At 70.6% G+C, this 26,112-nt stretch carries 27 protein-coding genes; 16 read left to right on the plus strand and 11 right to left on the minus strand.

The features are described 5' to 3' along the window. Window positions 1–96 precede the first annotated feature (96 nt). From ABZ815_RS30740 to hppD, 4 genes are all read right to left on the minus strand, one after another. Entirely contained in the window at window positions 97–729 is a 633-nt protein-coding gene (locus ABZ815_RS30740; RefSeq protein ID WP_357704029.1) for a hypothetical protein, read from the minus strand. Continuing rightward, window positions 726–1,271, minus strand: a complete 546-nt coding sequence (locus tag ABZ815_RS30745) for a sigma-70 family RNA polymerase sigma factor (protein ID WP_357704031.1) — start codon at window positions 1,269–1,271, stop codon at window positions 726–728. The genes ABZ815_RS30740 and ABZ815_RS30745 overlap by 4 nt, the downstream gene beginning before the upstream one ends. 73 nt (window positions 1,272–1,344) lie before the next feature. Then, complete coding sequence (locus tag ABZ815_RS30750) at window positions 1,345–2,751, minus strand: M1 family metallopeptidase (protein ID WP_357704033.1); 1,407 nt, start codon at window positions 2,749–2,751, stop codon at window positions 1,345–1,347. Between the two features lie 186 nt (window positions 2,752–2,937). Next, the gene (gene hppD, locus ABZ815_RS30755; RefSeq protein ID WP_357704035.1) at window positions 2,938–4,020 is read right to left on the minus strand and encodes a 4-hydroxyphenylpyruvate dioxygenase; all 1,083 of its coding nucleotides are present in this window, start codon (window positions 4,018–4,020) and stop codon (window positions 2,938–2,940) included. 130 nt (window positions 4,021–4,150) lie between these two features. Here hppD and ABZ815_RS30760 point away from each other — a divergent pair, with 130 nt between their 5' ends. After that, the gene (locus ABZ815_RS30760; protein ID WP_357704037.1) at window positions 4,151–4,630 is read left to right on the plus strand and encodes an Lrp/AsnC family transcriptional regulator; all 480 of its coding nucleotides are present in this window, start codon (window positions 4,151–4,153) and stop codon (window positions 4,628–4,630) included. A 217-nt stretch (window positions 4,631–4,847) separates the two neighbouring features. Next, entirely contained in the window at window positions 4,848–6,917 is a 2,070-nt protein-coding gene (locus tag ABZ815_RS30765; RefSeq protein WP_357704039.1) for a transglycosylase domain-containing protein, read from the plus strand. Here the strand turns inward: ABZ815_RS30765 and ABZ815_RS30770 are convergent. Then, on the minus strand, window positions 6,903–8,870 hold the full coding sequence (locus ABZ815_RS30770; protein WP_357704041.1) for a thioredoxin domain-containing protein: 1,968 nt from the start codon (window positions 8,868–8,870) through the stop codon (window positions 6,903–6,905). The genes ABZ815_RS30765 and ABZ815_RS30770 overlap by 15 nt on opposite strands. A 91-nt stretch (window positions 8,871–8,961) precedes the next feature. Between ABZ815_RS30770 and ABZ815_RS30775 the strand changes: the two genes are divergently transcribed. Continuing rightward, window positions 8,962–10,113, plus strand: a complete 1,152-nt coding sequence (locus tag ABZ815_RS30775) for a hypothetical protein (RefSeq protein WP_357704043.1) — start codon at window positions 8,962–8,964, stop codon at window positions 10,111–10,113. Here ABZ815_RS30775 and ABZ815_RS30780 read toward each other — a convergent pair. From ABZ815_RS30780 to mca, 3 genes are read right to left on the minus strand one after another with little or no spacing between them, the layout of a single operon-like run. Further along, window positions 10,099–10,392 carry a GNAT family N-acetyltransferase gene (locus tag ABZ815_RS30780; protein ID WP_357704045.1) on the minus strand — a complete coding sequence of 98 codons (294 nt, stop codon included), beginning with the start codon at window positions 10,390–10,392 and terminating at the stop codon, window positions 10,099–10,101. The genes ABZ815_RS30775 and ABZ815_RS30780 overlap by 15 nt on opposite strands. Beyond that, window positions 10,393–10,554: a hypothetical protein gene (locus ABZ815_RS30785; RefSeq protein ID WP_352323255.1), complete on the minus strand. Its 162-nt coding sequence runs from the start codon at window positions 10,552–10,554 to the stop codon at window positions 10,393–10,395. A 34-nt stretch (window positions 10,555–10,588) separates the two neighbouring features. Further along, window positions 10,589–11,473 (minus strand): mycothiol conjugate amidase Mca, encoded by an 885-nt coding sequence (mca, locus tag ABZ815_RS30790; RefSeq protein ID WP_357704047.1) that lies wholly within the window; start codon window positions 11,471–11,473, stop codon window positions 10,589–10,591. A gap of 147 nt (window positions 11,474–11,620) precedes the next feature. Here mca and ABZ815_RS30795 point away from each other — a divergent pair, with 147 nt between their 5' ends. The 13 genes from ABZ815_RS30795 (at window position 11,621) to ABZ815_RS30855 (ending at window position 23,478) form a co-directional block, all read left to right on the plus strand. After that, window positions 11,621–12,043: a DUF4307 domain-containing protein gene (locus ABZ815_RS30795; protein ID WP_357704049.1), complete on the plus strand. Its 423-nt coding sequence runs from the start codon at window positions 11,621–11,623 to the stop codon at window positions 12,041–12,043. Window positions 12,044–12,151: 108 nt separating this feature from the next. After that, window positions 12,152–12,652 (plus strand): transcription elongation factor GreA, encoded by a 501-nt coding sequence (gene greA, locus ABZ815_RS30800; RefSeq protein WP_352323258.1) that lies wholly within the window; start codon window positions 12,152–12,154, stop codon window positions 12,650–12,652. Between the two features lie 86 nt (window positions 12,653–12,738). Beyond that, window positions 12,739–13,905, plus strand: coding sequence for a C40 family peptidase (locus ABZ815_RS30805; RefSeq protein WP_357704052.1), 1,167 nt, complete (start codon window positions 12,739–12,741; stop codon window positions 13,903–13,905). Between the two features lie 68 nt (window positions 13,906–13,973). Next, window positions 13,974–14,495: a hypothetical protein gene (locus ABZ815_RS30810; RefSeq protein WP_357704054.1), complete on the plus strand. Its 522-nt coding sequence runs from the start codon at window positions 13,974–13,976 to the stop codon at window positions 14,493–14,495. Between the two features lie 249 nt (window positions 14,496–14,744). Further along, window positions 14,745–16,538, plus strand: a complete 1,794-nt coding sequence (locus tag ABZ815_RS30815; protein ID WP_357704056.1) for a phosphoenolpyruvate carboxykinase (GTP) — start codon at window positions 14,745–14,747, stop codon at window positions 16,536–16,538. 130 nt (window positions 16,539–16,668) lie between these two features. Continuing rightward, window positions 16,669–17,598 (plus strand): TIGR04222 domain-containing membrane protein, encoded by a 930-nt coding sequence (locus ABZ815_RS30820; protein ID WP_357704058.1) that lies wholly within the window; start codon window positions 16,669–16,671, stop codon window positions 17,596–17,598. A gap of 1 nt (window position 17,599) precedes the next feature. Continuing rightward, complete coding sequence (locus ABZ815_RS30825; RefSeq protein WP_357704060.1) at window positions 17,600–18,445, plus strand: DUF692 domain-containing protein; 846 nt, start codon at window positions 17,600–17,602, stop codon at window positions 18,443–18,445. Beyond that, entirely contained in the window at window positions 18,438–18,791 is a 354-nt protein-coding gene (locus ABZ815_RS30830; protein WP_357704062.1) for a hypothetical protein, read from the plus strand. The genes ABZ815_RS30825 and ABZ815_RS30830 overlap by 8 nt, the downstream gene beginning before the upstream one ends. 35 nt (window positions 18,792–18,826) lie before the next feature. Next, the gene (locus ABZ815_RS30835) at window positions 18,827–19,705 is read left to right on the plus strand and encodes a hypothetical protein (RefSeq protein ID WP_357704064.1); all 879 of its coding nucleotides are present in this window, start codon (window positions 18,827–18,829) and stop codon (window positions 19,703–19,705) included. 27 nt (window positions 19,706–19,732) lie between these two features. Beyond that, window positions 19,733–20,560, plus strand: a complete 828-nt coding sequence (locus ABZ815_RS30840; protein WP_357704066.1) for an amidohydrolase family protein — start codon at window positions 19,733–19,735, stop codon at window positions 20,558–20,560. 25 nt (window positions 20,561–20,585) lie between these two features. Then, window positions 20,586–21,134 carry a hypothetical protein gene (locus ABZ815_RS30845; RefSeq protein WP_357704068.1) on the plus strand — a complete coding sequence of 183 codons (549 nt, stop codon included), beginning with the start codon at window positions 20,586–20,588 and terminating at the stop codon, window positions 21,132–21,134. Window positions 21,135–21,189: 55 nt separating this feature from the next. Then, a complete protein-coding gene (locus tag ABZ815_RS30850) occupies window positions 21,190–21,951 on the plus strand; it encodes an isoprenyl transferase (protein WP_357704070.1) in 762 nt (253 codons plus the stop codon). 207 nt (window positions 21,952–22,158) lie between these two features. Next, window positions 22,159–23,478, plus strand: coding sequence for a PhoH family protein (locus tag ABZ815_RS30855; RefSeq protein ID WP_357704071.1), 1,320 nt, complete (start codon window positions 22,159–22,161; stop codon window positions 23,476–23,478). Window positions 23,479–23,490: 12 nt separating this feature from the next. Here the strand turns inward: ABZ815_RS30855 and ABZ815_RS30860 are convergent, their stop codons facing one another. Genes ABZ815_RS30860 through ABZ815_RS30870 form a run of 3 tightly spaced genes read right to left on the minus strand, consistent with a single transcriptional unit; the run spans window position 23,491 to window position 26,098 of the window. Further along, window positions 23,491–24,015 carry a hypothetical protein gene (locus ABZ815_RS30860; RefSeq protein WP_357704073.1) on the minus strand — a complete coding sequence of 175 codons (525 nt, stop codon included), beginning with the start codon at window positions 24,013–24,015 and terminating at the stop codon, window positions 23,491–23,493. Then, window positions 24,012–25,427, minus strand: a complete 1,416-nt coding sequence (locus tag ABZ815_RS30865; protein WP_357704075.1) for a HAMP domain-containing sensor histidine kinase — start codon at window positions 25,425–25,427, stop codon at window positions 24,012–24,014. Before ABZ815_RS30865 ends, ABZ815_RS30860 begins: the two co-directional genes overlap by 4 nt. Continuing rightward, window positions 25,424–26,098 carry a response regulator transcription factor gene (locus ABZ815_RS30870; RefSeq protein WP_125636689.1) on the minus strand — a complete coding sequence of 225 codons (675 nt, stop codon included), beginning with the start codon at window positions 26,096–26,098 and terminating at the stop codon, window positions 25,424–25,426. Before ABZ815_RS30870 ends, ABZ815_RS30865 begins: the two co-directional genes overlap by 4 nt. Between the last annotated feature and the right edge of the window lie 14 nt (window positions 26,099–26,112).

Here is a 26,112-nt window from a genome sequence, read left to right on the forward strand (position 1 = left end):
CTTCGCGGGAGGGCCGGCGGGCAGGCGCGAGCCAAGGGTGCGAAGGCCGCGACCTGCCCGTGTTCCCTGGCCGAGCAGGGCTGTCCTCGTCGGAGGTCAGCCCTGCTGGGTGCCCTCGCCGTCGCCCGGGTCCGTACGGGTGTCGGAGCGGCCGTCGTTCTGGTCGCCTGCCGGCGGGACGGGCATCGCGGCCGGCTCGCAGGGGCTCACCGCGCCCTTGACGATCTGCAGCGAGGTGGACATCGGAGGCGCCTCGGGCCCGCTGCTGTCCAGGGTGACCGCCAGCACCAAGGTCTGCCCCGCCGGAACCTGACCCTTCGCGATCCGGAAGGAGATCCCGTCGCCGCTCCTGCCGATGCTCGTCTCGAACCGCCCCTCGCCGCCCCCGCGCTGCCCGCGCGGCTCCTTGCAGGTCTGGCCGTACGGCAGGTAGTCCACCACCGCCTTGACCCCCGCCGCCGCCAGCTCGGACGCCAGCCCGCCGGGGTCCCGGAAGGCGTTGATCTCCACCGACACCCCGCCGTCGGCCGTCCCGGTCACCGCGTACGCGGGCCCTCCGCCGAACAGGCCGGTGGCCGCCACGGTGGCGACTGCGGCGACCCCCGCCGCGGCGGTCAACCCTACGAGCCGCCACCGGGGCCGCCGGACGACCGGCGTCACGACGGGCTGCGTCCCGGTCGCCATCTCCTCCTTGAGCGCGTGCAGCAACCGCTCCTCGAAAGTGTTCATGCCTGTCCCTCCACGTACACGGCCGACGGCGAAGCGACGTTCTCAAGGGCACGTCTGGCCCGGTGCAGGCGGACCCGCGCGGTCACCTGCCTGACGCCCAGAACGGCGGCCGCCTCGGAGACGGTGAGCTGGTCGATCGCCACGAGCTCCAGCACCGCGCGCTCGCCCTCCGGCAGGCCCGCCATGGCCTCCAGGGCGCCGCGCATCTCGCGCTCGGCGTCGATCCGCTCCTCCATCCGGACGAGGTCGTCGTCGTCCATCAGCCGCCGCCCCGCGATCCGGCCCGCCGCCCGCGCTTCCCGGGCCGACCTGCGGAGCTGGGCCGACACCACGTTGCGGGCCACGCCGTACAGCCACGCGGTCTGACTGCCCCGGCCCGGCACGTAGGTGTGGGCCGAGTCGAGGGCCGCCAGGAAGACGTCGGCGGTCAGGTCGGCGGCGAGATGAGGATCGCTCACCCGCCGGACCACGAACCGCATGACGACGTCGACATGGCGGCGATAGAAGGCCTCGAAGGCCACCGGGTCCTCGTTGAGGCGCACTGGCCTCGCTCCCTTCGTCGTTCGCCCTTACACCTTTACTTGGACCGGCCGAAGGAAAGCGTTTCCGCGCAGGTCAGGCGAGGGTCGGGCGGCGCGGCTGGAAGAGCCACGCGTCGAAGAGCGGGTCGAGGTCCTTGCCGGACAGCCGCTCGGCCAGGTCGACGAACTGCCGCGTGGTGACGTTGCCGTAGCGGTGTTCGGCGGTCCAGGTCTTGAGCAGCTTGAAGAACACCGGGTCGCCGACCGCCTTGCGCAGGGCGTGCAGCGCCATGCCGCCGCGGGTGTAGACCGACTCGTTGAACAGGTCACCGGGCTTGGCCCGGCCCGGCGGGTAGGCCCACATCGGGTCTTTGGCGTCGCGGTTGTAGAAGTCCTTGAAGGTGGCGTCGGCGGTCTTCTTGCCCCGGTGCTCCGACCACAGCCACTCGGCGTACGTCGCGAACCCCTCGTTGAGCCACAGGTCCTTCCACCGCTTGATGGTCAGGCTGTCGCCGAACCACTGGTGGGCCAGCTCGTGGGCGATGATGCCCTCGTCGGGGTCGAAGCCGCCGTAGAGGGGCTTGGTCTGGTTCTCCAGGGCGTAGCCGGCCGAGTAGTCGTCGACCACGGCGCCGGTCGAGGAGAACGGGTAGGGGCCGAAGACCGTGCTCCAGTAGTCGGTGATCTCGCCCGAGACGTCGTAGACGTGGTTGAGGCTGGTCTTGAACTTCGGGTCGACGGCCGCGTACGTCGGGATGCCGCCCGGCGAGCGGCCCTGGCGCACCTCGAACTTGCCGATCGTGGCCGTGGCGAGGTAGGTGGCCATCGGGTGCCGCTCGCTCCACCGGAAGGTGGTGCGGCCGCCCGCGGTGGACGGCGCCGCGCTCTGCTCGCCGTTGGCCACGACGGTCAGGCCGGCGGGCACGGTGACCGTGAAGTCGAAGGTGGCCTTGTCGGCCGGGTGGTCGTTGCTGGGGAACCAGGTCTTGGAGCCGTTGGGCTCGGAGGCCACGAACGCGCCGTCGCCGGTGGGGATGAACCCGTACGTGCCCAGGTTGGCGGTGTCCTTGGCCGGTGTGGGGACGCCCGAGTAGGAGATCTCGGCGGTGAACGGCGAGCCGGCGACGAGCGGCGCGGCCGGGGTCACGGTCAGCTCGCCGCCCTTGCGGGAGAAGCGGGCGGGCGTGCCGTCGACCTTGACCTTGGCGACGTCGAGGCCGGTGAGGTCGAGGTTGAAGCTCGACAGGTCCTGGGTGGCCTTGGCGCGGATCTTCGTCAGGCCGGTCAGTCGCTTGCCGGCCGGGGTGTAGTCGACGGTCAGCGCGTAGTGGGCGACGTCGTAGCCGCCGTTGCCGTCCTGGGGGAAGTCGGTGTCGCCGATGCCCGGCGCGCCCGCGTGCCGGCCGGTGGCCGCGTGAGGCGGCGGCTCGTCGGTGGGCGCGCAGGCGAGCACGCTGATCAGGGCCACCAGCACGGCTGCCCCGCGTCTTCTGATTCGCATACGTGAACGCGCCCCCTTCAACCCGTGACCGGAATCTTACGCTGGGTCACGCGTACTCGACGACTCGTCACCGTGGAGGGAGGCAAGGCGAAGGCGCCGGCGGCTGCCTGCCGCCGGCGCCTCATCAGCCCAGAAACTGGTGGTGGTCCCATAAAATCCACATGACCACCACTAAGTCGGGACAAACTAAAGGTTGCCCCTGCGTTCCTGCTCGCGCTCGATCGCCTCGAACAGGGCCTTGAAGTTGCCCTTGCCGAACCCGAGCGAGCCGTGCCGCTCGATCAGCTCGAAGAAGACCGTGGGGCGGTCCTGCACCGGCTGGGTGAAGATCTGCAGCAGGTAGCCGTCCTCGTCCCGGTCGACCAGGATCTTGCGCTTCTTCAGCTCCTCGATCGGCGCCCTGACCTGCCCGATGCGCTCGCGCAGCTCGGGGTCGTCGTAGTAGGAGTCGGGCGTGTCGAGGAACTGCACGCCCGCCGCGCGCATGTGGTCGACGGTGGTGAGGATGTCGTTGGTGGCGAGGGCGATGTGCTGCACGCCGGGGCCGCCGTAGAACTCCAGGTACTCGTCGATCTGCGACTTCTTGCGGCTGATCGCCGGCTCGTTCAGCGGGAACTTGACCTTCCGCGTGCCGTCGGCCACGACCTTGGACATCAGCGCCGAGTACTCGGTCGCGATGTCGTCGCCGACGAACTCGGCCATGTTCGTGAAGCCCATCACCTTGCGGTAGAACTCCACCCACTCGTCCATCTTGCCCAGCTCCACGTTGCCGACGCAGTGGTCGACCGCCTGGAAGAGGCGTCCCGTCTTCGTCGCGGGCGGCGCGACGAGCGGCTCGGCCGGCACGTAACCGGGCAGGTACGCGCCCCCGTAGTTGGACCTGTCCACGAGCGTGTGCCGCGTCTCGCCGTAGGTGGCGATGGCCGCGATCACCACCTTGCCGTGCTCGTCCTCCAGCGTGTACGGCTCCACCAGGCCCGTGGCGCCGTGGGCGACGGCGTAGGCGTACCCGGCCTCCACGTCGGGCACCTGGATGGCCAGGTCGATCACGCCGTCGCCGTGCTCGGCGACGTGCCTGGCCATGTCCGTGCCGGGCCGGACCGAGGCCCTGAACTCGAAAGTGGCGCTGCCCGAGGTCAGGACGTAGGCGACCTCGTCACGGCTGCCGTTCTCCGGCCCTCGGTAGGCCACCAGTCGCATGCCGAACGCGGTCGAGTAGTAGTGGGCGGCCTGCCGGGCGTTGCCGACGGCGAACACCACGGCATCCATGCCGTTAACCGGAAAGACATCAGTCATACCGACAACTCTCGATTTAGCTGGACGAGTTGTGCAACAGTTACTTGTACGAGTGCACAATCTGTCCACCCGTTCCCAGCCCGAGTCGGAGAATGTGTACAGCATGACGATCGATGAACTGGACGCCCGTCTGATCTCCCTGCTGACCGCCGAACCCAGGCTGGGCGTGCTCGAATGCTCACGCCGTCTGGGCGTCGCCCGCGGCACCGTCCAGGCCAGGCTCGACCGGCTGGTGGGCAGGGGGGTCATCACCGGGTTCGGGCCCGACGTGTCGCCCGTGGCGCTCGGCTACGACGTGACGGCGTTCGTCACCATGGAGATCAGGCAGGTCTCCGGCCACGACCCGGTCGCCCACCGGCTGGCCCACATCCCCGAGGTGCTGGAGGTGCACACCATCACCGGCGGCGCGGACCTGCTGTGCCGGGTGGTCGCGCGGACGAATGCCGATCTGCAACGCGTCATCGACCAAATCGTGGATGTTCAGGGCGTCCTCAGGACTTCTTCGATCATCGCACTCGACACGCCGGTTCCTTACCGAGTGCTGCCTTTGGTCGCCGATGTTCCACGCCGCGGCGGACGCTAGACGTACCATCGCTTAGGGACGAGGCACCGTTATCGATCGTTTACCCTTGACATTCGCCCAGCTTGCGGGGGTTGGGCGAGGGTGTCTCGAAGGGGGGGCTCGGATGCGGGGCGGTGGTGGAAAAGGCATGCGGAAACGGCGCGTACTCCGAATTGTGTTGATCTCTTTCGGCGCCGGAATCGCCGTGTTCGCCGGGCTTTTCGCTATTGCCTGGGCGATGACTCCCATTCCCGACAGCACGCAGGAATCGGCCACCGCCGAAGGCTCGGTGATCTATTACCGCGACGGCAAGACCGTGCTAGCCAGGCAGGGCGTCGACCGCCGGAACGTCGAGCTGGCCAAGGTGCCCAAGCACGTGCGCGACGCGGTCATCGCGGCCGAGAACCGCTCGTTCTACAACGACGGCGGCGTGTCGCTCAAGGGCACCGCGCGGGCCGTCTGGTCCACCGTCACCGGCCAGCAGCTCCAGGGCGGCTCCACGATCACCCAGCAGCTCGTGCGCAACTACTACAGCGGCCTCAGCCAGGAGCGCTCGGTCACCCGCAAGTTCAAAGAGATCCTCATCGCGATGAAGGTCGACCAGTCCAAGTCGAAGGACTGGGTCCTGGAGCAGTACCTCAACACGATCTACTTCGGCCGCGGCGCCAACGGCGTCCAGTCGGCCGCCCGCGCCTACTTCGGCAAGGACGTCGACAAGCTCACCGTCGCCGAGGGCGCGTACCTGGCGGCGGTCATCCAGCAGCCCAGCCGGTTCGCCGACCCCGAGGGCACCGACCTCGACGCGGCCCGCACCCGGTGGCAGGGCGTGATCAACGCCATGCGCCAGACGGGCGCGCTGTCGGGCCGGCAGGCGGCCGCCGAGCGCTTCCCGGTGCTCAAGGCGCCCAAGAAGCCGTTCGAGCTCAAGGGCCAGGGTCAGTACATGCTCGACCAGGTCACCGCCGAGCTCAACCGGCGCGGCTACTCCGACGAGACCATCAACAGCGGCGGCCTGAAGATCGTCACGACGTTCGACAAGAAGCTCATGGCGGCGGCCGAGCAGGCGGTCAAGGACGTGGTCCCGGCCTCCACGCCGAAGAGCGTCCGCACCGGGCTGGCCGCCGTCGACCCGGCCACCGGCGAGGTCGTCGCCTTCTACGGCGGCCGCCACGACCAGGTCGGCGACTACGACAACGCGTTCTCGGCCAAGCGAATGGCGGGCTCGACGTTCAAGCCGTACACGCTGGCCGCCGCGCTCGACAACGGCTTCGAGCTGTCCACCAGGGTCGACGGCAACTCGCCGCTGCGGGTGGCCTCGGCCGACAAGCCCATCCCCAACGACAGCGGCCGCTCCTACGGCCAGATCAACCTGGTCAGCGCCACCCAGAACTCCGTCAACACGGCCTTCGTCGACCTCGGCCAGAAGGTCGGGCTGAACAAGGTCGCGGCCGTGGCCGAGGCCGCGGGCATCCCCAAGGAGCAGTTGCAGGGGCAGCAGGCGTACGCGACATTCCCGCTCGGCGTGTCGTCCGTCAGCGCCGTCCAGAACGCCTCGGGGTTCTCCACCTTCGCCAACAAGGGCGTGCACATGGAGGCCCACGTGGTGAAGTCGGTGACCGACAGCAAGGGTGAGAAGAAGTCGGTCCAGCCCACCGCCACGAAGGTGGTGAGCGAGCAGGCCGCCGCCGACACCGTCTACGCGATGCAGCAGGTCGTCAAGTACGGCACCGGCACCGCCGCCCGCCTCTACGACCGTCCGGTCGCCGGCAAGACCGGCACCACCGACGACTCCAAGAACGTCTGGTTCAACGGCTTCGTCCCGCAGCTCGCCGTCGCCGTGAACATGTTCCGCAGCGACGACAAGACCGTCACCATCCCCGGCTACGGCACGCAGTTCGGCGGCCAGCTCCCCGCGCAGGTCTGGCGGGCGTTCATGACCGAGGCCATGGCGGGCGAGCCCGTCGAGGAGTTCCCCGAGCCGTCCCAGTACGGCTACGAGTCCTCCTACTCGCCGCCCGACCGCGGCCGCGACGTCCCCGACCACCCGTCCTCGCCGCCCGCCGACCAGAACGAGTGGGACAGCCCCGGCCCCGGCCCCGGCAGCACCGACCAGCCCTTCGGCGACCCGGGGGTCAGCGAGGCCCCCACCGACGAGGGCTTCGGCGACAACGGCAGGACCGGCGGCCGGCAGGACGAACGCCCCCAGGACGCGCCCACCGCGCCCTCCGACCAGCCTCTCGGCACGCCCGACGAGGGCCGCGACACCCAGCGCGACAACAACCTGAGCCGGCCGTCAGGCGCCGGCTAGCTCGGCCCGCAGCTCCTCGACCGTGGTGACCGGCAGCCGGCAGGCGAACCCCCTGCACACGTAGGCGGCCGGCGCGCCCCCGATCGGGCCGCGCCCCTCCAGCAGCGCGGGGAAGGGCTCCCCGCCGGCCTCGCCGTCGCCGGGCGCGACCACCAGGCCCGGCACGTCGGCCAGCAGCGCCTCGCGGTGCAGGGCGGCCGTACGCGGGTCGGCGGGGCTGCCGACGACCGCGACCTCCACGGGCCCGTCGAGCGCCGCGCGGGCCACGGCCAGCCCCCAGCCGGCGAACCTGGCGTGCCGGTCGGCCAGCACCGACACCGTGGCCAGGGCGGCCGCGGCGGCGTCCCGGTACTTCGCAGAGCCGGTCAGCGCGCCGTAGGAGAGCAGGGCCCCCGCGGCCGCGTACTGGCCGGAGGGCGTGGCGTTGTCCGTGGGGTCCTGCGGGCGCTGGAAGAGCCGTTCGGCGTCGTCAGCGGTGTCGTAGAAGCCGCCGGAGCCGTCGGAGAAGCGGTCGAGCACCGTGTCGAGCAGCGCGCCGGCCAGCCGGAGCCATTTCGTCACGCCCGTCACGCCGTAGAGGGAGATCAGCCCCTCCGCCACGTTCGCGTAGTCCTCAAGGACGCCCGCGTTGGCGCCCGCGCGCCCGTCGCGCGAGGTGCGCAGCAGCCGCCCGTCGGCCGTGTGCACGCCTTCGAGCAGCTCGGCCGCCGCCGTGGCGGCCTCGACCAGGTCGGGGCGTTCGAACACGACGCCGGCCTCCGCGAGCGCCGCGATCGCCAGGCCGTTCCAGGAGGCCACGACCTTGTCGTCGCGGCCCGGCCGCACCCGCAGCTCCCTGGCCGCCAGCAGCCTGCCGCGCACCCCGGCGTACCGGACGTGGTCCTCGGGGTCGCGCGGGAGCTGGAGCACCGACGTGCCGTGCTCGAACGTGCCGGTGACGTCGAAGAGCGCGGCGGCCCAGCGCCCGTCGTCGTCGCCGAGGACCTCGCGCAGCTCCTCGGGCGTCCAGACGTAGAACTTGCCCTCCACGCCCTCGCTGTCGGCGTCGAGGGCCGAGGCGAAGCCGCCCTCGGGCGTACGCAGCTCGCGCAGCATCCAGCCGGCCGTCTCCAGCGCCACCCGGCGGGCCAGGTCGCCGCCGCCCGCCTTCCACCAGTGGGTGTACACCCGCAGCAGGAGGGCGTTGTCGTAGAGCATCTTCTCGAAGTGCGGGACCACCCATTCGGCGTCGACGCTGTACCGCGCGAAACCGCCGCCGAGCTGGTCGTAGATGCCGCCGCGGGCCATGGACTCCAAGGTCCGGCCGCTCATCTCGCGCTCGCCGGAGCGCAGCAGGAACTCCAGCGCCATCGACGGCGGGAACTTCGGCGCGCCGCCGAACCCGCCGTTGACCGGGTCGAACGACTCCCGCAGGTTGGCGACGGCCCGCTCCAGCGTCTCCGCCTCGGGCGTGGCGCCGCGCGGGAACGCGGTGTTCTGGTTGAGCGCCTCGACCACCTTGGCCCCCTGCGCCAGCACCGACTCCCTGTCGCCGGTCCACACGCGGTGGATCTCGGTCAGCAGGCGCCGGAAGTGCGGGCGCGGGAAGTACGTGCCGCAGTAGAACGGATGGCCGTCGGGCGTGGCGAACACCGTCATCGGCCAGCCGCCCTGCTGCGTCATGGCCTGGGTGGCGGTCATGTAGACGGCGTCGACGTCGGGCCGTTCCTCGCGGTCGACCTTGACGTTGACGAAGTGCTCGTTCATCAGGGCGGCCGTCTCGGCGTCCTCGAAGCTCTCGTGGGCCATCACGTGGCACCAGTGACAGGCCGAGTAGCCCACGCTGATCAGCAGCGGCACGTCCCTGCGCCGGGCCTCGGCGAACGCCTCCTCGCCCCACGGGTGCCAGTCGACGGGATTGCCCGCGTGCTGCAGCAGGTACGGGCTCGTGGCGTCGTTCAACCGGTTCATCATGACCTCCCCCGCTCACCCTAGACCGCCCCTCGCGCCTGGCCCGCCACCCCCGCGGCTGACTTCGGCCGGGCGGACGGCGTAGGTTACGGGCGTGGACATCGACTACGTCTGCGCCCACGCCGACCGCCCGGCGGCCGCCGTCACGCGCAGGGATGTCGCCCGCGCGCTGCTGGCCGTGCCCTCGGGCGTGGCGCTCGTGGCGCTGCCCGACCTGCGACGGGCCATGGTGTCGGCGGGCAACCCGCTCTCGCAGCCGTTCTGGGACTCCGCCAAGGCGACGCTCGGCTCCATCGAGGCGGGCGTGGCCACCGTCGGCGACGTGCAGCGCTGGGTCGAGTCCACCGGCACCGAGCCGATCCTCATGACGCCCAGCTACTTCGTCTGGCCCGAGGAGGACGAGCGCGGTCCCGTCGCAACCGAGATGTTCGGGCGCCTGGTCGCCTTCCTGGAGGAGCGCGTCGAGTCCGGCGAGGTCGACCCCGACGCGCTGGCCCTGGGCGACCACGCCGCCCGCCGGGCGTACGAGGAGCTCCAGGAGCACTGGCTGGCCACGCCGCTGCCCGACGGCCGGGTGCCGGGCTTCGCGGTGAGTGACGAGCAGGACGAGGAGCTGTTCGCCGCGCTCGACGAGGAGGAGGCTTTCGCGCTGTCGGAGCTGCGGCGCATCGTCGGCGAGCTGCCCAAGGCCCCCGAGCTGCCCCTGGTCGAGCTGGAGCTGGCCGCCGCGCGTCTGCGCACGCTGCTGGGCCTGCCCGGCTACCCCGCGAACGTGCTGAGGGCCTGCGCCGGGTTCGACGACAGGCCGATGCCCGACGACGACCGGGAGCTGTGGCTGGCGGTGGCGGCGGGCGTGGCCGGGCCGATCTCCGACCTGCCGGAGGAGGGCGACGTGCCGGAGGAGTTCGCCGATCTGGAAGGGCGGCTCAGCCACGAGGACACCGCCCTGGCCAACCTGTGCGCGATCCAGCACGCCGACTGGCTGGCCGCCGTGGCGGCGCTGGCCCGCCTGGGGCCGGGGGTGCTGGCCTCGCCGGAACGCCTGGCCAGGCTCATCGCCGAGTCGGACGACATCGACTCCGACGAGCAGGACGACGACGACCTCGACGCCACCGAGGGCCTGTTCGCCTCGGTGGTCAGCCTGTGGACCTACCTGGGCATCGTGGACGCCGACGAGGTGCTGACCCCGCTCGGCTGGTGGGGCCTGCCCAAGGCGCTGGAGCGGGCCTGGTCACCCGGCGACTGACGGGTCGCTGTGCTCCTTGAACTCGGGGTGGCGCTCGATGTAGCGGGCCACGTAGGGGCACAGCGGCACGATGCGCAGCCCGGTGTCGACGCTCGCGCGCAACGCGAACTCGACCAGCCTGCCCGCCAGGCCCTGGCCCTCGTAGGCGGGCAGCACCTCGGTGTGCGTGAAGACGATTTTGGTGGGCAGCAGTCGATAGTCGGCGAACCCGGCGACCTTGCCGTCGACGAGCACCTCGAAGCGGCACTCCAACGAGTTGTCGACTACTTCGATCGGCATCTATTCGGCTTTCTTGTCCGTGTCGCCCTCGTGCGGAACCTGGATCTTCGACATCTGCTTGTTCATCGACTTGATCAGGATGTAGAGGGCCAGCCCGATGAGGGCGACGACGGTGAAGCCGAGCAGACCCGGACTGACATCACCAGCTGCGAGAACTGTCACACCTTCAGTCTGCCACCAGCCCGCCATGGTCCGTTCAGTGGCAGGCGGGTGAGACCTCCTCGGCGTGGATGCCGGCGAACAGGTCGTCCTCGGGGAGCCCGGTGTCGACGAGCGAGCGCGCCAGGTGGTAGTCCTCGGTCGGCCAGATCTCCTGCTGCAGCTCGCGCGGGCAGACGAACCAGAAGCCGTCGGGGTCGACCTGGGTGGCGTGCGCGAGCAGGGCCTCGTCGCGGATCTGGAAGTACTCGCCGCACGGCACGCGCGTGGTCACCGGCCACTTGGCGGGCCGGTCCTCCCAGCGGGAGATCCAGTCGGAGTACGGGGAGCCGAGCCCGCGCTCGGTCATGGCCTCGTGCAGCGCCTCGAAACGCTCCTTGGTGAAGCCCATCTGGTAGTAGAGCTTCATCGGCTGCCACGGGTCGCCGGTGCCGGGGTAGCGGTCGGGGTCGCCGGCCGCCTCGAACGCCTCGACGGAGACCTTGTTGGTCATGATGTGGTCGGGGTGCGGGTAGCCGCCGTCGTCGTCGTACGTGATGATCACGTGCGGACGGAACTCGCGCACGGCGGCCACCAGCGGGGCCGAGGCGTCCTCAAGCTTCTGCACGGCGAAGCAGCCCTCGGGCAGCTCCTCCTCCTCGCTCTCCGGCAGGCCGGAGTCGACAAAGCCCATGAAACGCTGCTGGACCCCGAGGATCTCGCGGGCCCGCTCCATCTCGGCCTTGCGCACCTCGCCGATGTTGGCCACGATCTCCGGCCGGTCCATCTTCGGGTTGAGCACGGAACCCCGCTCACCGCCCGTGAGGGTACAGACCAGCACTTCCACGCCTTCGCGTACGTAACGCGCCATCGTGGCGGCGCCCTTGCTCGACTCGTCGTCGGGGTGGGCGTGGACTGCCATCAACCTCAGGGGTGCACTCACGGGCGTGTTCTCCTCACAGGGTCTCCTCGGTGGAGGACCGGTCACTCGTCCAGAGAGGTTAGTTTCTGCTGGGCGGTCGCGAGGGCACGCCCCCCGCGGGCGACAATTGTCTCGGATAACGCTCAGGGAGTGCAGGGAGATTCCGCCATGGTCACCGAAGATGTCGGGAACGGACCCGTTCTCGGCACACCCGACGACTTCCCCGACCGTCCCAGGAGAGGCGGCCGGCTGGTCGTGCATGTCGTGATCGGCGTGCTGGTGGCCATCGTCGCCGGTGGCTGGGGCTGGGTGATGTGGTCGATGACGGCCGGCGGCGGCTCGGAGGCCCCGGCGCAGGTCGTGTCGTTCAGCATCGACGCGCCCGGGCGCGCGGAGATCACCTTCGAGGTCTACAAGCCCGACGATAGAGTGGCCGTCTGCCGGATCAGGGCACTGGACGTCTACCACGCGGAAGTCGGTAGCAAGGAAGTAAGAATCCCGGCTGGTGCGGGTAGTAAGCAGCTCAAGGAGAGCCTCGACACCAGCGGTCAGGCCACTACCGTCCACATCCAGTACTGCAATCTCGTATAGTGAGACATTTGGGGAAGCGTCCGGTCGGTTGAGTTGTTAGCCTTTCGCAATTCAACCATCCGCAACCTCAAGTGATCTCAGGGCCCCCTAGGCAAGCAAGGAGAACCCGTGGCCGACTCTCGCGATGAGAACGTCACATGGCTGACGCAGGAGGCGTACGACCGCCTGAAGGCGGAGTACGAATATCTCTCTGGCCCCGGGCGCGTCGACATCGCCAAGAAGATCGAAGCCGCCCGTGAAGAGGGCGACCTGAAGGAGAACGGCGGCTACCACGCCGCCAAGGACGAGCAGGGCAAGATGGAGGCCCGGATCTTCCACCTCCGCCAGATCCTCGACAACGCCAAGGTGGGCGAGGCCCCCAAGACCGAAGGCGTGGTCGGCCCCGGCATGACCGTGACGATCCGGTTCGTCGGCGACGACGACGAGGTCACCTTCCTGCTCGCCTCCCGCGAGGAGAGCGGCGCTCCGATCGACGTCTACTCGCCCAAGTCGCCCCTCGGCTCGGCGATCAACGGCAAGAAGATCGGTGAGAAGGCGACGTACTCGATGCCCAACGGCCGCCAGAACACCGTCGAGATCCTTGAGGCTGTGCCGTACATCGGCAACTGACCCCCGCAGATCCTGACCGCCGGGCCCACGTCGGCCCGGCGGCGTTTTCGCGTTCGTCCGGAATCGCGCAGGATCTCAGCTTTCTGGTGAAGACGCGGAAGCGGCGGGACTTATCCAGGCTGATCCCCTTCATCGTGGTGATGCTGGTGGCCGTGCTGACCACCGACGTGCTGGTGCTGGTCCAGACGGGCGAGGAGCAGGCCGCGCCGGCCGAGGTGGTGCGGGCGCGGCCGGTTCCGAAGCAGACGCTCATGGCCCAGGCCCGTCCCGACCAGCCGGTGACGCCGCTGGGCAAGCTGCGCAAACCCAACCTCTTCGTGCTCACCCGCAAGCCGTTCACCCAGGAACTGCTGCGCAAGGTCGCCAGGCTGCGCGGCGTACGGGCTCTTGAGCTGGCCGACGCGGCCTCGATCTCGCTCGACGGCAAGCGGGTCCAGACGCTCGCGGTGAACCCGTCCACGTTCCGGGCCTACACCCCCAAGGTGACGGCCTCCTCCGACGCCCTGTGGCAGAACGTGGCCTCCGGCGACGTGGCGGTCTCGTTCGTGCTCGGCAACGACGGCGGGCTCGCGCTGCACAGCCGTGTGAGCGGGCCGGCCGGGCCGCTGCGGATCGGCGCGTACGCCACCACCGGGTTCGGCGCGGTCGACGCGGTCGTGTCCAAGGAGACCGGGCGACGGCTGCGCCTGCCGCGCGACAACGCGCTCATCGTCAGCGCCCCCGGCACGAACTCCGACGCGTTACGCAGGGCCATCCTCGCCGCGATGCCCAAGGGCACGCAGGTGGCCACCGTCAACCCCGTCCAGCCGCGGGCCAGGATCGACACCCCGAAGAGCTGGCCGTCCGGGTCGTTCATGACCGTGGAGCAGCTCACGGCGGCGCTGAAGGCCGCTGTGTCCAAGCTGGGCCGGCCGTACGTGTGGGGGGCCGAGGGGCCGAACACGTTCGACTGCTCGGGGCTGGTGCAGTGGGCGTACGGGCAGGCGGGCGTACGGATGCCGCGGGTGACGCACCAGCAGTGGGTGGCCGGGCCGCAGGTGCCGCTGGCCCAGGCGCAACCCGGCGATCTGATCTTCTGGCGCAACGACCCGACGAACCCGGCCTACATCTCGCATGTGGCGATCTACTGGGGCAACGGGAAGGTGCTGCAGGCGCCCCGTACCGGTGACGTCGTCAAGATCTCCCCGTTGAGCACGCGGAACCTGGCCGGCGTCGTCCGGGTCAGCCCGGTCGTGGCCGCCCGCGTGCGCTGAGCCAACCCTTGAGCGAAACCCGGAGTTCCGCTCGTGCATTTCGCGCGCAACTGTGTAATCGTAATTACATGTCAACAGATGAGATGGGCGCACAGGTCCGCGGCTGGTTCACCGGCCGGCTCCCCGACGGGTGGTTCACCGGGGCCCCCGAGATCGTCCGCGACCGCGAGGAGATCGCGGTGCTCGGCACGCTGCCCGATCCGCCCGCCGACACCCCCGAGGCCGAGCGGCTCGCCCTCATCGAGGGGCTGGCCCGCAGGTTCCGTGAGGAGACCCGCGAGCGGCGCATCGAGATCGCCCGCGAGGCCGAGCGCCGCTTCCGCCAGAAGGTCTCCTGGGGCGTGCGGTGCGGCGGGGAGACTGTGATGTTCACCACACTTTCCGTCCCCGTCATGACGCGACTGCGTCAGTCGGAGCGTCAGGTGCTCGACACGCTGGTGGCCGCCGGCGTGGCCAGGAGTCGCAGCGACGCGCTGGCCTGGTGCGTCCGCCTGGTCGGCAAGAACACCGACGCCTGGCTGGCCGAGCTGCGCGACGCGCTCCAGCACGTCGACAGAGTGCGCAGCGCGGGTCCCGACGTCAATTCCTGAGAAGACCGGCGTAAACAGCTCGGGAAATTGGACTAAACCACTGCGGTAATTGGTTTAGACCACCGGAATTGGCCTGGACCACCCCCCGGAAATTCCTCTTTTAAATCGCCGAGCCTTGGGTAGGCTCCTCGGATCGTCAGGGCCGCTGCCTGCGACGACGGTCGCGCCAATAGGTCTATGCCAATTGGCCTTCATGCGCCTTCGTCGTTAATGATGTCTGGGCCCTGAGAGAGTGGAGGAGTCACAGTCGTGTCCGTTTCCGTGGAAGTGCCCGCGCCGACGAGCAATCGCGAATTGGTCGCGTGGGTGAACGAGATCGCAGCCCTGACCCAGCCCGACCGGATCGAGTGGTGCGACGGTTCGGAGGAGGAGTGGACGCGCCTGACCAACCTCCTCGTCGAGCAGGGGACGCTCACCCGGCTCGCCGCGCGCCCGAACAGCTTCTACGCCAAGTCCGACCCCAGCGACGTGGCCCGGGTCGAGGACCGCACCTACATCTGCTCCGAGCGCGAGGAGGACGCGGGTCCGACCAACAACTGGATCGCTCCAGCGCAGATGCGGAAGACCTTCTCCGAGCTCTTCGCGGGCTGCATGCGCGGACGCACCATGTACGTCGTCCCGTTCTGCATGGGCCCGCTCGGCGGCGAGATCTCGCAGCTCGGCGTCGAGATCACCGACTCCGCGTACGTGGCCGTGTCCATGCGGATCATGACCCGCATGGGCGAACGGGCCCTGCGCCTGATCGAGCAGCGGGGCGGCTTCGTCAAGGCCGTCCACTCCGTCGGCGCCCCGCTGCGGCCGGGTCAGTCCGACGTGGCCTGGCCGTGCAGCTCCACCAAGTACATCAGCCACTTCCCCGAGACCCGCGAGATCTGGTCCTACGGCTCCGGCTACGGCGGCAACGCCCTGCTCGGCAAGAAGTGCTACGCGCTGCGCATCGCCAGCGTCATGGCCCGCGACGAGGGCTGGCTGGCCGAGCACATGCTCATCCTCAAGCTCACACCGCCCACCGGCGAGACCCGCTACGTCGCGGCCGCCTTCCCGAGCGCGTGCGGGAAGACGAACCTCGCCATGCTCCAGCCCACGATCCCGGGCTGGAAGGTCGAGACGATCGGCGACGACATCGCCTGGATGCGCTTCGGCGACGACGGCCGCCTGCACGCCATCAACCCGGAGGCCGGCTTCTTCGGCGTCGCGCCCGGCACCGGCCAGGTGACCAACGCCAACGCGATCAAGACCCTCTGGGGCAACAGCATCTTCACCAACGTCGCCCTGACCGACGACGGGGACGTGTGGTGGGAGGGGCTCACCGAGGAGCCCCCGGCGCACCTGACCGACTGGAAGGGCCGCTCCTGGACGCCCGACAGCGACGAGCCCGCCGCCCACCCGAACGCCCGCTTCACCACCCCCGCCTCCCAGTGCCCGACCATCGCACCTGAATGGCAGGACCCCAAGGGCGTGCCCATCTCGGCGATCCTGTTCGGCGGCCGCCGCGCCACGGCCGTGCCGCTGGTCACGGAGTCGCTGAGCTGGGAGCACGGCGTCTTCCTCGGAGCCAACGTCGCCTCCGAGAAGACCGCCGCGGCCGAGGGCAAGGTGGGCGAGCTGCGCTACGACCCGTTCGCCATGCTGCCGTTCTGCGGCTACAACATGGGCGACTACTTCGGCCACTGGCTCGACATCGGCCGGGTCGAGGGCGCGAAGCTGCCGCGCATCTACTACGTCAACTGGTTCAGGAAGAACGACGAGGGCAAGTTCATCTGGCCCGGCTTCGGCGAGAACAGCCGCGTGCTCAAGTGGATCGTCGACCGCCTCAACGGCGAGGCCGGGGCGAACCCCACGGCGATCGGCCTGCTGCCCGCCGAGCTCGACACCGAGGGCCTCGACCTGGACGAGGAGGACCTGCGCACGCTGCTGTCGGTCGACCGCGACGTGTGGCGCGAGGAGGCGGCCCTGATCCCGGCCCACTTCGAGAAGTTCGGCGACCGCCTGCCGAAGCAGTTGTGGGACGAGTACGACGCCCTGCTCGACCGGCTCGGCTGAGCGGGCGCCCGCGGTGCGGCGGTGCTGGCCGCCGCACCGCGCGCGGGCGTCCTGATCGCCCGGAACCTTTATGCCTTCCTTATACGTCTTCCCGGTACGCGGCCCGACGGGTCGCACGAGGGGAGGGCGTATGGATCTGTTCCTTCTCATCCTCGCGGTGGCGCTGGCGGTGACGGCGGGCGTCACCGTTCTGGCGGTCCGGCGTGAGCATGCCGCCATCCGGGGCGCGGCTTCCGAACCCCGCCTGCGCGATCTCGGCCCCTACGAGCTGGCCTTCATGGCGGGCGGTTCGCGGCGCGTCGCCGAGGCCGCCGTCGGGCTGCTGGCCGCGTCGGGGGCCGTACGCGTGTCCCGCGACGGACGGGTGCACCAGGTGGCCGGCGCCCGGAGCACCGGCGAGCCGGTCGAGGACGCCGTCCTGGACGAGGTCCAGCGCTCCCCCGGAGGCTGGGCCAGCACGATCAGGCACAGCGTGAGCCAGAGCGCCACCCTGGACGAGCTCCGGCACCGGCTGGGCAGGATCGGCGCGATCCACCCCACCGGCTCCTTCACCCAGGTCGACCGGCTGATCGTCCGGTTACGGGTGCTGGCGGTGCTGGCCCTCGCCGGGGCGGCCGTGGAGGCGCTGTCGGTGGCCGTCGAGGGCACGTCCGCGCTTCCCCTGGCCGCGCTCGGCGTCCTGGCCGGGACGGTCGTGGGCGCGCCGACCGCCATAGCCGGACACAGGCGCTCGTTCCCGACCGACCTGACCGCTTCCGGGCAGGCCGCGCTCGACCGGGCCAAGCTGGACCACCCGCCGGGCACGTCCGGCGGCCCGGTGGCCGTCGCGCTGTACGGCCTCGGCGAGCTGAACGACGCCAACCTGACCCTGGCGATCAACGGTTCCCCCGACCTGACGCTGCTGCCCGGACGACGGCGGCGCAGCGGCCCGGGCGGCCACGTCCAGTCGCAGAGCTCCGGCGGGCACGGCGGTGGTTGCGGCACCACGGGATGCGGTGGCGGGAGCGGCTGCGGAGGCGGCGGCTGCGGGGGCGGCGGCTGTGGCGGCGGGGGGAGCTGACATGCCGGACCTGGGCGTGCCGGACCTGGGGGTGGGCATCGGCTGGCGGCCGGAGCTCGACCTGACGGTCGAACGGCTGGCGGGCGTCGGGTTCGTCGAGGTGGTCGCCGAGAACATCGACCCCGGCGACCTGCCCGAGTCGCTGCGCCTGCTGCGTGCCAGGGGCGTGCCGGTGATCCCGCACGGCGTCTCACTGGGCGTCGGCGGCGCCGAGCGGCCGGACCCGGACCGGCTCGCCCGGCTCGCGGCCTGCGCGCTGGCCCTGGACGCGCCGCTGGTCAGCGAGCACCTGGCGTTCGTCCGCGGGGGCGGCGTGGAGGCGGGGCACCTGCTTCCCGTGCCGCGTACGCGGGAGTCGCTGGAGATCGTGGTGGAGAACGTGCGGCTGGCCCAGGAGGCGCTGCCCGTGCCGCTGGCGCTGGAGAACGTGGCCGCGATCTTCGGCTGGCCGGACGACGAGCTGACCGAGGCCCGCTTCCTGGCCGAGGTCGTGGAACGTACGGGGGTCGGGCTGCTGGTGGACGTGGCCAATCTGTACACCAACCAGGTCAACCTGGGACTGTCGGCCGTGGACGCGCTGGACACGCTGCCGCTGGCGCATCTGGCGTACGTGCACGTGGCCGGCGGTCACGAGCACCACGGGATCTGGCACGACACGCATGCCGCGGCCGTGCCGCCACCGGTGCTGGACCTGCTGGCCGAGCTGTGCGCCCGGACCGCGCCGCCCGGCGTCCTGCTGGAGTGGGACGACGACTACCCGAGCGACGCCGTGCTGGCCGGGGAGCTGGCGCGGATCCGGGCCGCGACGGTCCGGGCCGGGCAGCCCGTGGGCGGACGAGATGAGTGAGCAGGCGCGGGCGCGGCTGGCGCAGGCCCAGGGCCGGGTCGTCGCGAGCCTGGTGGCCGGGGCGGACCCGCCCGAGGGCTTCGACGCCGGACGGCTCCGGGTGCAGGCGGCCTCCCTGATGGCCAAGCGGCGCGGCGTGGTGGCCAGGATCCGCCCGGACGCCGCCCGTGCCGCTGGGCCCGCCCTGGCCGCGGAGTTCGCCGCCTACGCGGCCGCCCGTGCCGTCCCGCCGCCCGGCTACCGGGCCGACGCCGACGACTTCGCCGCCTGGCTGCGCGCCCGCGGTCTCCTGCCGGACGGGAAACCCCGTCTGTGGAGCCGCCTGTTCCGCCGGGATCGCGGCTAAGCTGCTCGTAGCAAGCGCTTGGGAGGCGGTACGGCGTGCGGATCGTCAACATGGGCGACTGGCCCCTCGGCGAGCAGGACGAGCAGCTCCACGAGCCGGGCGACGACCCGCTGTGGAACGAGTCCTACTACCTCGACTTCGTCTCCGACGACGGCGAGCTGGGCGGATACGTCCGCATCGGGCTCTATCCGAACTGGAAGCGCACCTGGTTCTGGGTCCGGCTCGTCCGGCGCGGCGGCGGCCTGGTGGAGATCACCGACCACGAGGCCCCGCCGACCGGCCTGGCGATGGCCTCGGGCTCCTATGAGGCGGACCTGGCCGCGACCGACCCCCTCCGGACCGCACGGCTGCGCCTGACCGCCCCGGACCTGGCGCTCGACCTCGAATGGCACACCCGCGGCGGCGTGTACGGCTACCAGCTCACCCCCCGCTACGAGGTCCCCTGCGAGGTGACCGGGACGGTCGACGGCCGGCCCTTCCACGGCCACGGCGAACGCGACCACAGCTGGGGCGTCAGGGACTGGTGGTCGATCTCCTGGACGTGGAGCAGCGGCCGCCTCGCCGACGGCACCCATCTGCACGGCACGCAGGTGAACCTGGGCATGCCGCTGCCGTGGCCGGCGTTCACGGTGCCGCCCGGCGGCGAGATCGAGCATGCCGGGGGCTTCACGGCCGGCACCCGGTTCGACGGCGACCGTCCGGCGGAGACGCTGCTGAGCTTCCCCGGCCGTGCGGTGACCGTGCGGCCGGTCGCGTTCGCCCCGGTGACCCTGGTGTCGCCCGAGGGGGCGGTGGCCGAGTTCCCGAGGGCGATGTGCGAGCTGGAGTCCGACGACGGCGTCACCGGCTTCGGGTGGACGGAGTGGCACCAGCCGCCGGGCTGGCGTGAGCACGGCTGGCACCCCTTGCTCTGAAATATCCAGACATCCTAGGTTTGGGGGGTGATTGTCGATGCGCACCAGCATTTCTGGGACCTCGAAACCGGCGACTACCCTTGGCTCACCCCCGAGGCGGGCGTGCTCTACCGGACCTACGCGCCGCACGACCTGGCTCCCGAGCTGGAGCGGGCCGGCGTGGACCGTACGGTGCTGGTGCAGGCCGCCGACTCCTGCGCCGAGACCGATGCCCTGCTGGCCCTGGCCGACGCCCACGACTTCGTCGGCGCGGTGGTCGGATGGATCCCGCTGCTCCGCCCGGACGAGGCCGCCGAGGCCATCGCCCGATATGCCGGAAATACGAAGTTCCGTGGCGTCCGGCACCTGATCCACGAGGAGCCCGACCCCGACTGGCTGGTCCGCGACGAGGTGCTGGAGTCGCTCGGCCTGCTCGCGGCGGCCGGCCTGACGTTCGACGTGGTCTCGCTCCTGCCCCGGCACCTCGACCACGTCGTCACGCTGGCCGGGCGGCATCCGTCCCTGAGGATCGTCGTCGACCACCTGTCCAAGCCGCGCATCAGGGACCACGAGTGGGAGCCGTGGGCCGGTGGGCTGGCCCGCGCGGCCCGCTTCCCTAACGTGTACGCCAAGGTCTCCGGCCTGGTCACCGAGGCCGACCGCCGGAACTGGACGGTGGAGGACCTGCGGCCGTACGTGGAGCACGCCGTCGAGCTGTTCGGCCCGGAGCGCCTGATGGCCGGGAGCGACTGGCCGGTGGCCCTGCAGGCGGCCGACTACCGGACGGTCTGGGAGGTCACCGGCGCGCTGCTGGGCGGAACCGATCGGGACCTGGTCCTCGGGGACACAGCCAGAGGTTTCTACGGGTTTAGCTGAGTTAGGGCCGGAAACGGGGAAGGGCGTGGGGGGACTACGCTGTGTCGATGGGTCATATCTGACCGTCACGCCCGTCGCGTGCACGGACACCGTCGGCACGCCGTACGAGATCACCCTTGAGCTCCATCGCGACGGCACGCCGTACGGCAGTGTGGGGGAGCGGTGCGGCTGGCTGCTCGCGCGCCTGGCGCGCGGGGTCGACGAGGCGCGGCAGGGAAGGGGGGCGGCCAGGCGGTGGAACGACCCCGACGACCGCTTCCCCGACGAGGAGCCGGAGAGCGAGCTGTTCTCCTTCCGCTACCGCACCCGGTCGGGGCTGGTGGGCGGCGGCGAGCTGCGCTGCCAGCTGCGCACCATCCCCATCTGGCAGCCCGCACCCGCCCAGTGGCGGCTGACCCGCCGGGCCTACGTCGAGGCGTGGGGGGCCACCGGCGTGGGCATGCGGGCGGTCCTGACGTCGGCTGAATTGTCCGAGTTTGTCCGTGAACTGGTCCATGAGGCCGAAGGGTGCCTCGGCGGAAGAGATCTCGCCAGGAATCCGATTGCGGGAGCAGGCACGGGCGAAACGCGGTGATAATTGCCTGTTGGGTCATTCGACCAAAGGCACAGCACCGCTGGGGAGGCACTCCGTGGGCCTGCGCGACCTGGTCTACCGGCTGTACGAACACAGGCTGGAGACCAAGCTGTCCAAGGACAGCGTTCCCCGGCATGTCGGGGTCATCATCGACGGCAACCGCCGCTGGGCGCGCGCCATGGGCATGCGCGACGTGGCCACCGGCCACCGCAAGGGCGCGGACAAGATATCGGAGCTGCTCGGCTGGTGCCGCGAGACGGGCGTCGAGGTCGTCACCGTCTGGATGTTGTCCAACGACAACCTCAACCGGCCGCGCGAGGAGCTGGAGCCGCTGCTGCACATCATCGAGGACGTGGTCCAGGAGCTCGTGGACGCGGGCTGGCGGATCAGCCCGGTGGGCGCGCTGGACCTCCTCCCGGCCCGGACGGCCAATGTCCTAAAAAACGCAAAAGAAGCGTCATCACACCGTCCGGGCCTGATTGTGAACGTTGCAGTTGGGTATGGAGGAAGACGTGAGATTGCCGATGCGGTGCGCTCACTCCTCCAGGAGCATGCGAGTAAGGGCGCCAGCATCGAGGACCTCGTGGAGGTCCTCGATGTCGAACACATCGCGGAGCATCTCTACACTCGCGGCCAACCCGACCCGGACCTCCTCATCCGTACGTCGGGCGAGCAGCGTCTGTCCGGATTCATGTTGTGGCAGAGCGCTCACTCAGAGTTCTACTTCCATGAGGCTTACTGGCCGGACTTCCGCAGGGTCGATTTCCTGCGGGCGCTGCGCGATTACGCTGCGAGACACCGGCGTTACGGTTCTTGATGCGACATTCGGGTATCCAGGACGTAACGTTGGAAGTGTCCGGCCACAGGCCGGGCATCCCGGAGAGGGCCCGCCTTTGCACCGAAATCTGCTGAGGGGGGCCGGAGTCCGGCTCCGCCGGCAGGTTGCGGTCGGGGACGCGGGTCCGGTCCGGTTCCCACCTCGTCTGCAGGGTGCCCGCACCTATGGGCGCCCGGGGGAGAACGTGTGGCAGTGTCCTCGAGCAACCCTACTCACCAGCCGGCCAAGCGCACGTACGTGCTCGACACCTCGGTGTTGCTGGCCGACCCGGCGGCATTGACGCGCTTCGCCGAGCACGACGTCGTCCTTCCCATCGTGGTCATCACGGAGCTGGAAGGTAAGCGGCACCATCCCGAGCTCGGCTACTTCGCGAGGAAAGCCCTGCGCTACCTCGACGACCTGCGGGTTCAGCACGGCAGGCTCGACGAGCCGATGCCGACTGGGGATGGAACGATCAGGGTTGAGCTCAACCACAGCGATCCGTCCATTTTGCCCGTCGGGTTCCGCCTGGGCGACAACGACACGCGCATCCTGACCGTCGCGCGCTCGCTCGCGGCCGAGGGCTGCGACGTCGTCCTCGTCTCCAAAGACCTGCCCATGCGGGTCAAGGCGGCCTCGATCGGCCTGGTGGCCGAGGAGTACCGCGCCGAGCTGGTCGTCGAGTCCGGCTGGACCGGGATGGCCGAGCTGCAGGTGACGGCCGAGGACGTCGAGACGCTCTTCGACAAGGGCGTGGCCGACCTGGAGGAGGGCCGTGAACTGCCGGCGCACACCGGCCTGCGGCTGCTGTCGGCCAAGGGATCGGCGCTCGGCAGGGTGGCGCCGGACAAGTCCGTACGCCTGGTCCGCGGCGACCGCGAGGTCTTCGGCCTGCACGGCCGCTCGGCCGAGCAGCGCATCGCGCTGGACCTGCTGATGGACCCCGAGATCGGGATCGTCTCGCTGGGCGGCAGGGCCGGCACCGGCAAGTCGGCGCTGGCGCTCTGCGCCGGTCTGGAGGCGGTCCTGGAGCGCCGCCAGCACCGCAAGGTGGTCGTCTTCCGCCCCCTGTACGCCGTCGGCGGCCAGGAGCTCGGCTACCTGCCGGGCACCGAGGGCGAGAAGATGGGCCCGTGGGCGCAGGCGGTCTACGACACGCTCGGCGCGATCACCTCGCCCGAGGTGATCGACGAGGTGCTCGACCGGGGCATGCTGGAGGTGCTCCCGCTCACGCACATCCGCGGCCGGTCGCTGCACGACGCGTTCGTGATCGTGGACGAGGCCCAGTCGCTGGAGCGCGGGGTGCTGCTCACGGTGCTGAGCCGGATCGGCGCCAACTCCCGGGTGGTGCTCACGCACGACGTCGCCCAGCGCGACAACCTGCGGGTCGGCCGGCACGACGGCGTGGTGGCGGTGGTGGAGAAGCTGAAGGGCCACCCGCTCTTCGCGCACGTCACGCTCACCAGGTCCGAGCGGTCCCCGATCGCCGCCCTGGTGACGGAGATGCTGGAGGACATCACGATGTGAGGCGCGGCGGGCCTACTTGAGCTCGCCGCAGGTGTACGGCCGTCCCTCCGCCTTGGAGGGGTGGCCGTCGTTCTCCCGGACGATCTTGACCTGCTCGAACGCGGCGTCCTGCTGCGCGGCGTCCTGCTGCGCGGTGCAGACGATCTGGGCCTTGCCGAGCCTGCTCAGCGGCCGGTCGCCCTTGAAGTAGACGGTCAGCGTGGACGTGCGCGGGAGCTGCTTCTCGTCGCGCTGGACGGGGTCGAGCGAGTCCTTCATGCCGACGTACTCCAGGCCGCGCAGCTCGGTGGTGCGGTCGCCGAGCGGCCGGTCGGAGGCGGCGAACAGGGCGCCGAGCAGGCTCCCCACGGTGTCGGTCTCGACGTCGGCGGGTTCGAGCGTGAGCTCCTTGTTCCTGATCAGGAAGATGGTCTTCGAGGGCGGCGGCAGCTTGATGGTGGGCGCGGCGCCCTTGGTCTGGACGTCGGTCGGCGAGATGCCGCAGGCGGCCGCGGCCAGCAGGGCGAGAACGGCCGGCAGGGCCCGGTGCGCTCTCATTGGTGCGGCAGCCAGACCGTGAACAGGGTGCCCGGCTGCTGGGCCCGTACGGAGATCGTGCCGCCGTGCAGGTGCACGTTGGCGCGGGCGATGGCCAGGCCGAGGCCGCTGCCCTGGCTGCGGGCCCGGCCCGCGCCCGCCTTGAAGAACCTGTCGAAGACGTGGGGCAGCGCCTCGGCGGGGATGCCCTTGCCATGATCGCGCACCTTCACCTCCAGGCCGTTCTCGGTGCCTCTCGCGGTGACCTCCACCGGGGGCAGGCCGTGCTTGAGCGCGTTGCCGACCAGGTTGGCCACGATGACGTCGAACCTCCTCGGATCGAGGTTGACGGTCAACCCCTGCGAGGCGGTCACCTCCACCTCGTCGCTCCAGCCGCGCACCTCCAGGCAGTCGAGGAGGGCGTCGGCGACGTTCACGGGCTCCACGTTGAGCGTCGCGGTGCCGGCGTCGAACCTGCTGACCTCGATCAGGTGCTCGACCAGCTCGCGCAGGCGGCCGATCTCGCGCAGCACCAGCCGTACGGCCTCGGCGGGCGCGTCGGGCAGCCGGCCGGCCTCCTCCGAGAGCATGTCGGCCACGGCCGTCATGGCGGTGAGCGGCGTGCGCAGCTCGTGCGAGACGTCGGCCACGAACCTGCGGGACATGGCTTCCAGCGAGCGCAGCTCCGACACGCTCAGCTCCAGCGCCGCCGCGGCGTCGTTGAACCTGGAGGTCAGCTCGGCCAGCTCGTCCTGGCCGTGCACCGGCAGGCGGGTGTCCAGCCGGCCCTGGCCGAGCGCCTGGGCGGCCGCGCTGAGCCGCCGTACGGGCAGCAGCACCTGCCGGGCCGACAGCAGCGCCACCACCAGCGCGATCAGCACGATGACCGCGCCGCCCTGGGTGAGCGTGTTGCGCAGCGTGGCGAGCTGGCTCTCCTCGTCGTGCAGCGGGAAGAAGACGAACGCGCGCAGCCCGGTCGGCTCGGGGGCGGTGCCGGTCTCGTACCGGTGAACCTCGGCGCCGACGACGAGCCACAGCTCGTTGCCGATCACCTTGCGCTGGGTGACGACGTTCTGCTTGGCCCGGCCGTACAGCTCGTTGGGGACGTCCTTCATGGTCATCGGGCCGTCGGCGGACAGCAGGTTGCCGTACTCGACCAGGACGCTGCGGCCGGGGCTGGACAGCGTGCGGACGACCTGGTTGAGCTCCTTCATGGACGGCGCCGCCTCGCCCGGCCTGAGCTGGCCGACCGGGAAGGTGATCCGGCCGAGCTCCCGGGTCACCAGGTCGAGCGACGTGGTCTCGGCCCTGGTCACGAGCGCGGTCTTGGCCAGCTCGAAGCCGATGGTGGCGACCAGCACCGACGCGGTGACCGCGACGAGGGTGAACGTGATGACCAGGCGCGCCCGCAGCCCGGTGGGCAGCGGGATCACGGAGGGCTGAACCGGTAGCCGAACCCGCGCACGGTGTGGATGAAGACGGGCTCGGCCGGCCTCGGCTCGATCTTGGCACGGACGCGCTGGACGCAGGCGTCCACCAGCCGCGAGTCGGCGACGTGCGTGTGGTCCCAGACGACCCGCAGCAGGTAGCGGCGGTTGAGCACCTGCCCGGGGTGGCGGACGAGCTCCAGCAGCAGCCGCAGCTCGGTCGGCGTCAGGTGGATCTCCTTGCTGGCCAGCGTGACCTTGAGCGCCCCCCGGTCGATCACGAGGTCGCCGAAGGTGATGCGGTCGGAGGTGGCGGACTCGGCCCGGCGCAGGATGGCCCGGATGCGGGCGTCGAGCACCCGCGGCTCGACCGGCTTGACCACGTAGTCGTCGGCTCCCGCCTCCAGGCCGACCACGACGTCCAGGTCGTCGCCGCGGGCGGTGAGCAGGATGACGGGGAGCTGGTCGAGCTTGCGGATGCGGCGGCAGACCTCCACGCCGTCGATGCCGGGGAGCATGACGTCGAGGATCGCGATCTCGGGGCGGCGGGCGCGGATGTGGTCCAGAGCCTCCTCGCCCGTCGCATAGGACGTGACGGAATGTCCCTGCCGCGTCAACGCCAGCTCCAGAGCTGTGCGGACGGAGGGATCGTCTTCTACAAGGAGGATGCCGGCCACGCGCACATTATTAT

Origin of the sequence: Nonomuraea sp. NPDC047529 (genome assembly GCF_040642995.1) — a bacterium.
Taxonomy (GTDB): Bacteria; Actinomycetota; Actinomycetes; order Streptosporangiales; family Streptosporangiaceae; genus Nonomuraea.

What these genes read in the sequence shown, in the direction of transcription:
- ABZ815_RS30810 (WP_357704054.1), top strand. Translation starts at nt 13,974, where the DNA reads ATGTCAACAGATGAGATGGGCGCACAGGTCCGCGGCTGGTTCACCGGC.
- ABZ815_RS30860 (WP_357704073.1), bottom strand. Translation starts at nt 24,015, where the DNA reads ATGAGAGCGCACCGGGCCCTGCCGGCCGTTCTCGCCCTGCTGGCCGCG.
- ABZ815_RS30825 (WP_357704060.1), top strand. Translation starts at nt 17,600, where the DNA reads ATGCCGGACCTGGGCGTGCCGGACCTGGGGGTGGGCATCGGCTGGCGG.
- ABZ815_RS30740 (WP_357704029.1), bottom strand. Translation starts at nt 729, where the DNA reads ATGAACACTTTCGAGGAGCGGTTGCTGCACGCGCTCAAGGAGGAGATG.
- ABZ815_RS30750 (WP_357704033.1), bottom strand. Translation starts at nt 2,751, where the DNA reads ATGCGAATCAGAAGACGCGGGGCAGCCGTGCTGGTGGCCCTGATCAGC.
- ABZ815_RS30820 (WP_357704058.1), top strand. Translation starts at nt 16,669, where the DNA reads ATGGATCTGTTCCTTCTCATCCTCGCGGTGGCGCTGGCGGTGACGGCG.
- hppD (WP_357704035.1), bottom strand. Translation starts at nt 4,020, where the DNA reads ATGGATGCCGTGGTGTTCGCCGTCGGCAACGCCCGGCAGGCCGCCCAC.
- ABZ815_RS30795 (WP_357704049.1), top strand. Translation starts at nt 11,621, where the DNA reads ATGGTCACCGAAGATGTCGGGAACGGACCCGTTCTCGGCACACCCGAC.
- ABZ815_RS30765 (WP_357704039.1), top strand. Translation starts at nt 4,848, where the DNA reads ATGACTCCCATTCCCGACAGCACGCAGGAATCGGCCACCGCCGAAGGC.
- ABZ815_RS30830 (WP_357704062.1), top strand. Translation starts at nt 18,438, where the DNA reads ATGAGTGAGCAGGCGCGGGCGCGGCTGGCGCAGGCCCAGGGCCGGGTC.
- ABZ815_RS30780 (WP_357704045.1), bottom strand. Translation starts at nt 10,392, where the DNA reads ATGCCGATCGAAGTAGTCGACAACTCGTTGGAGTGCCGCTTCGAGGTG.
- ABZ815_RS30760 (WP_357704037.1), top strand. Translation starts at nt 4,151, where the DNA reads ATGACGATCGATGAACTGGACGCCCGTCTGATCTCCCTGCTGACCGCC.
- ABZ815_RS30770 (WP_357704041.1), bottom strand. Translation starts at nt 8,870, where the DNA reads ATGATGAACCGGTTGAACGACGCCACGAGCCCGTACCTGCTGCAGCAC.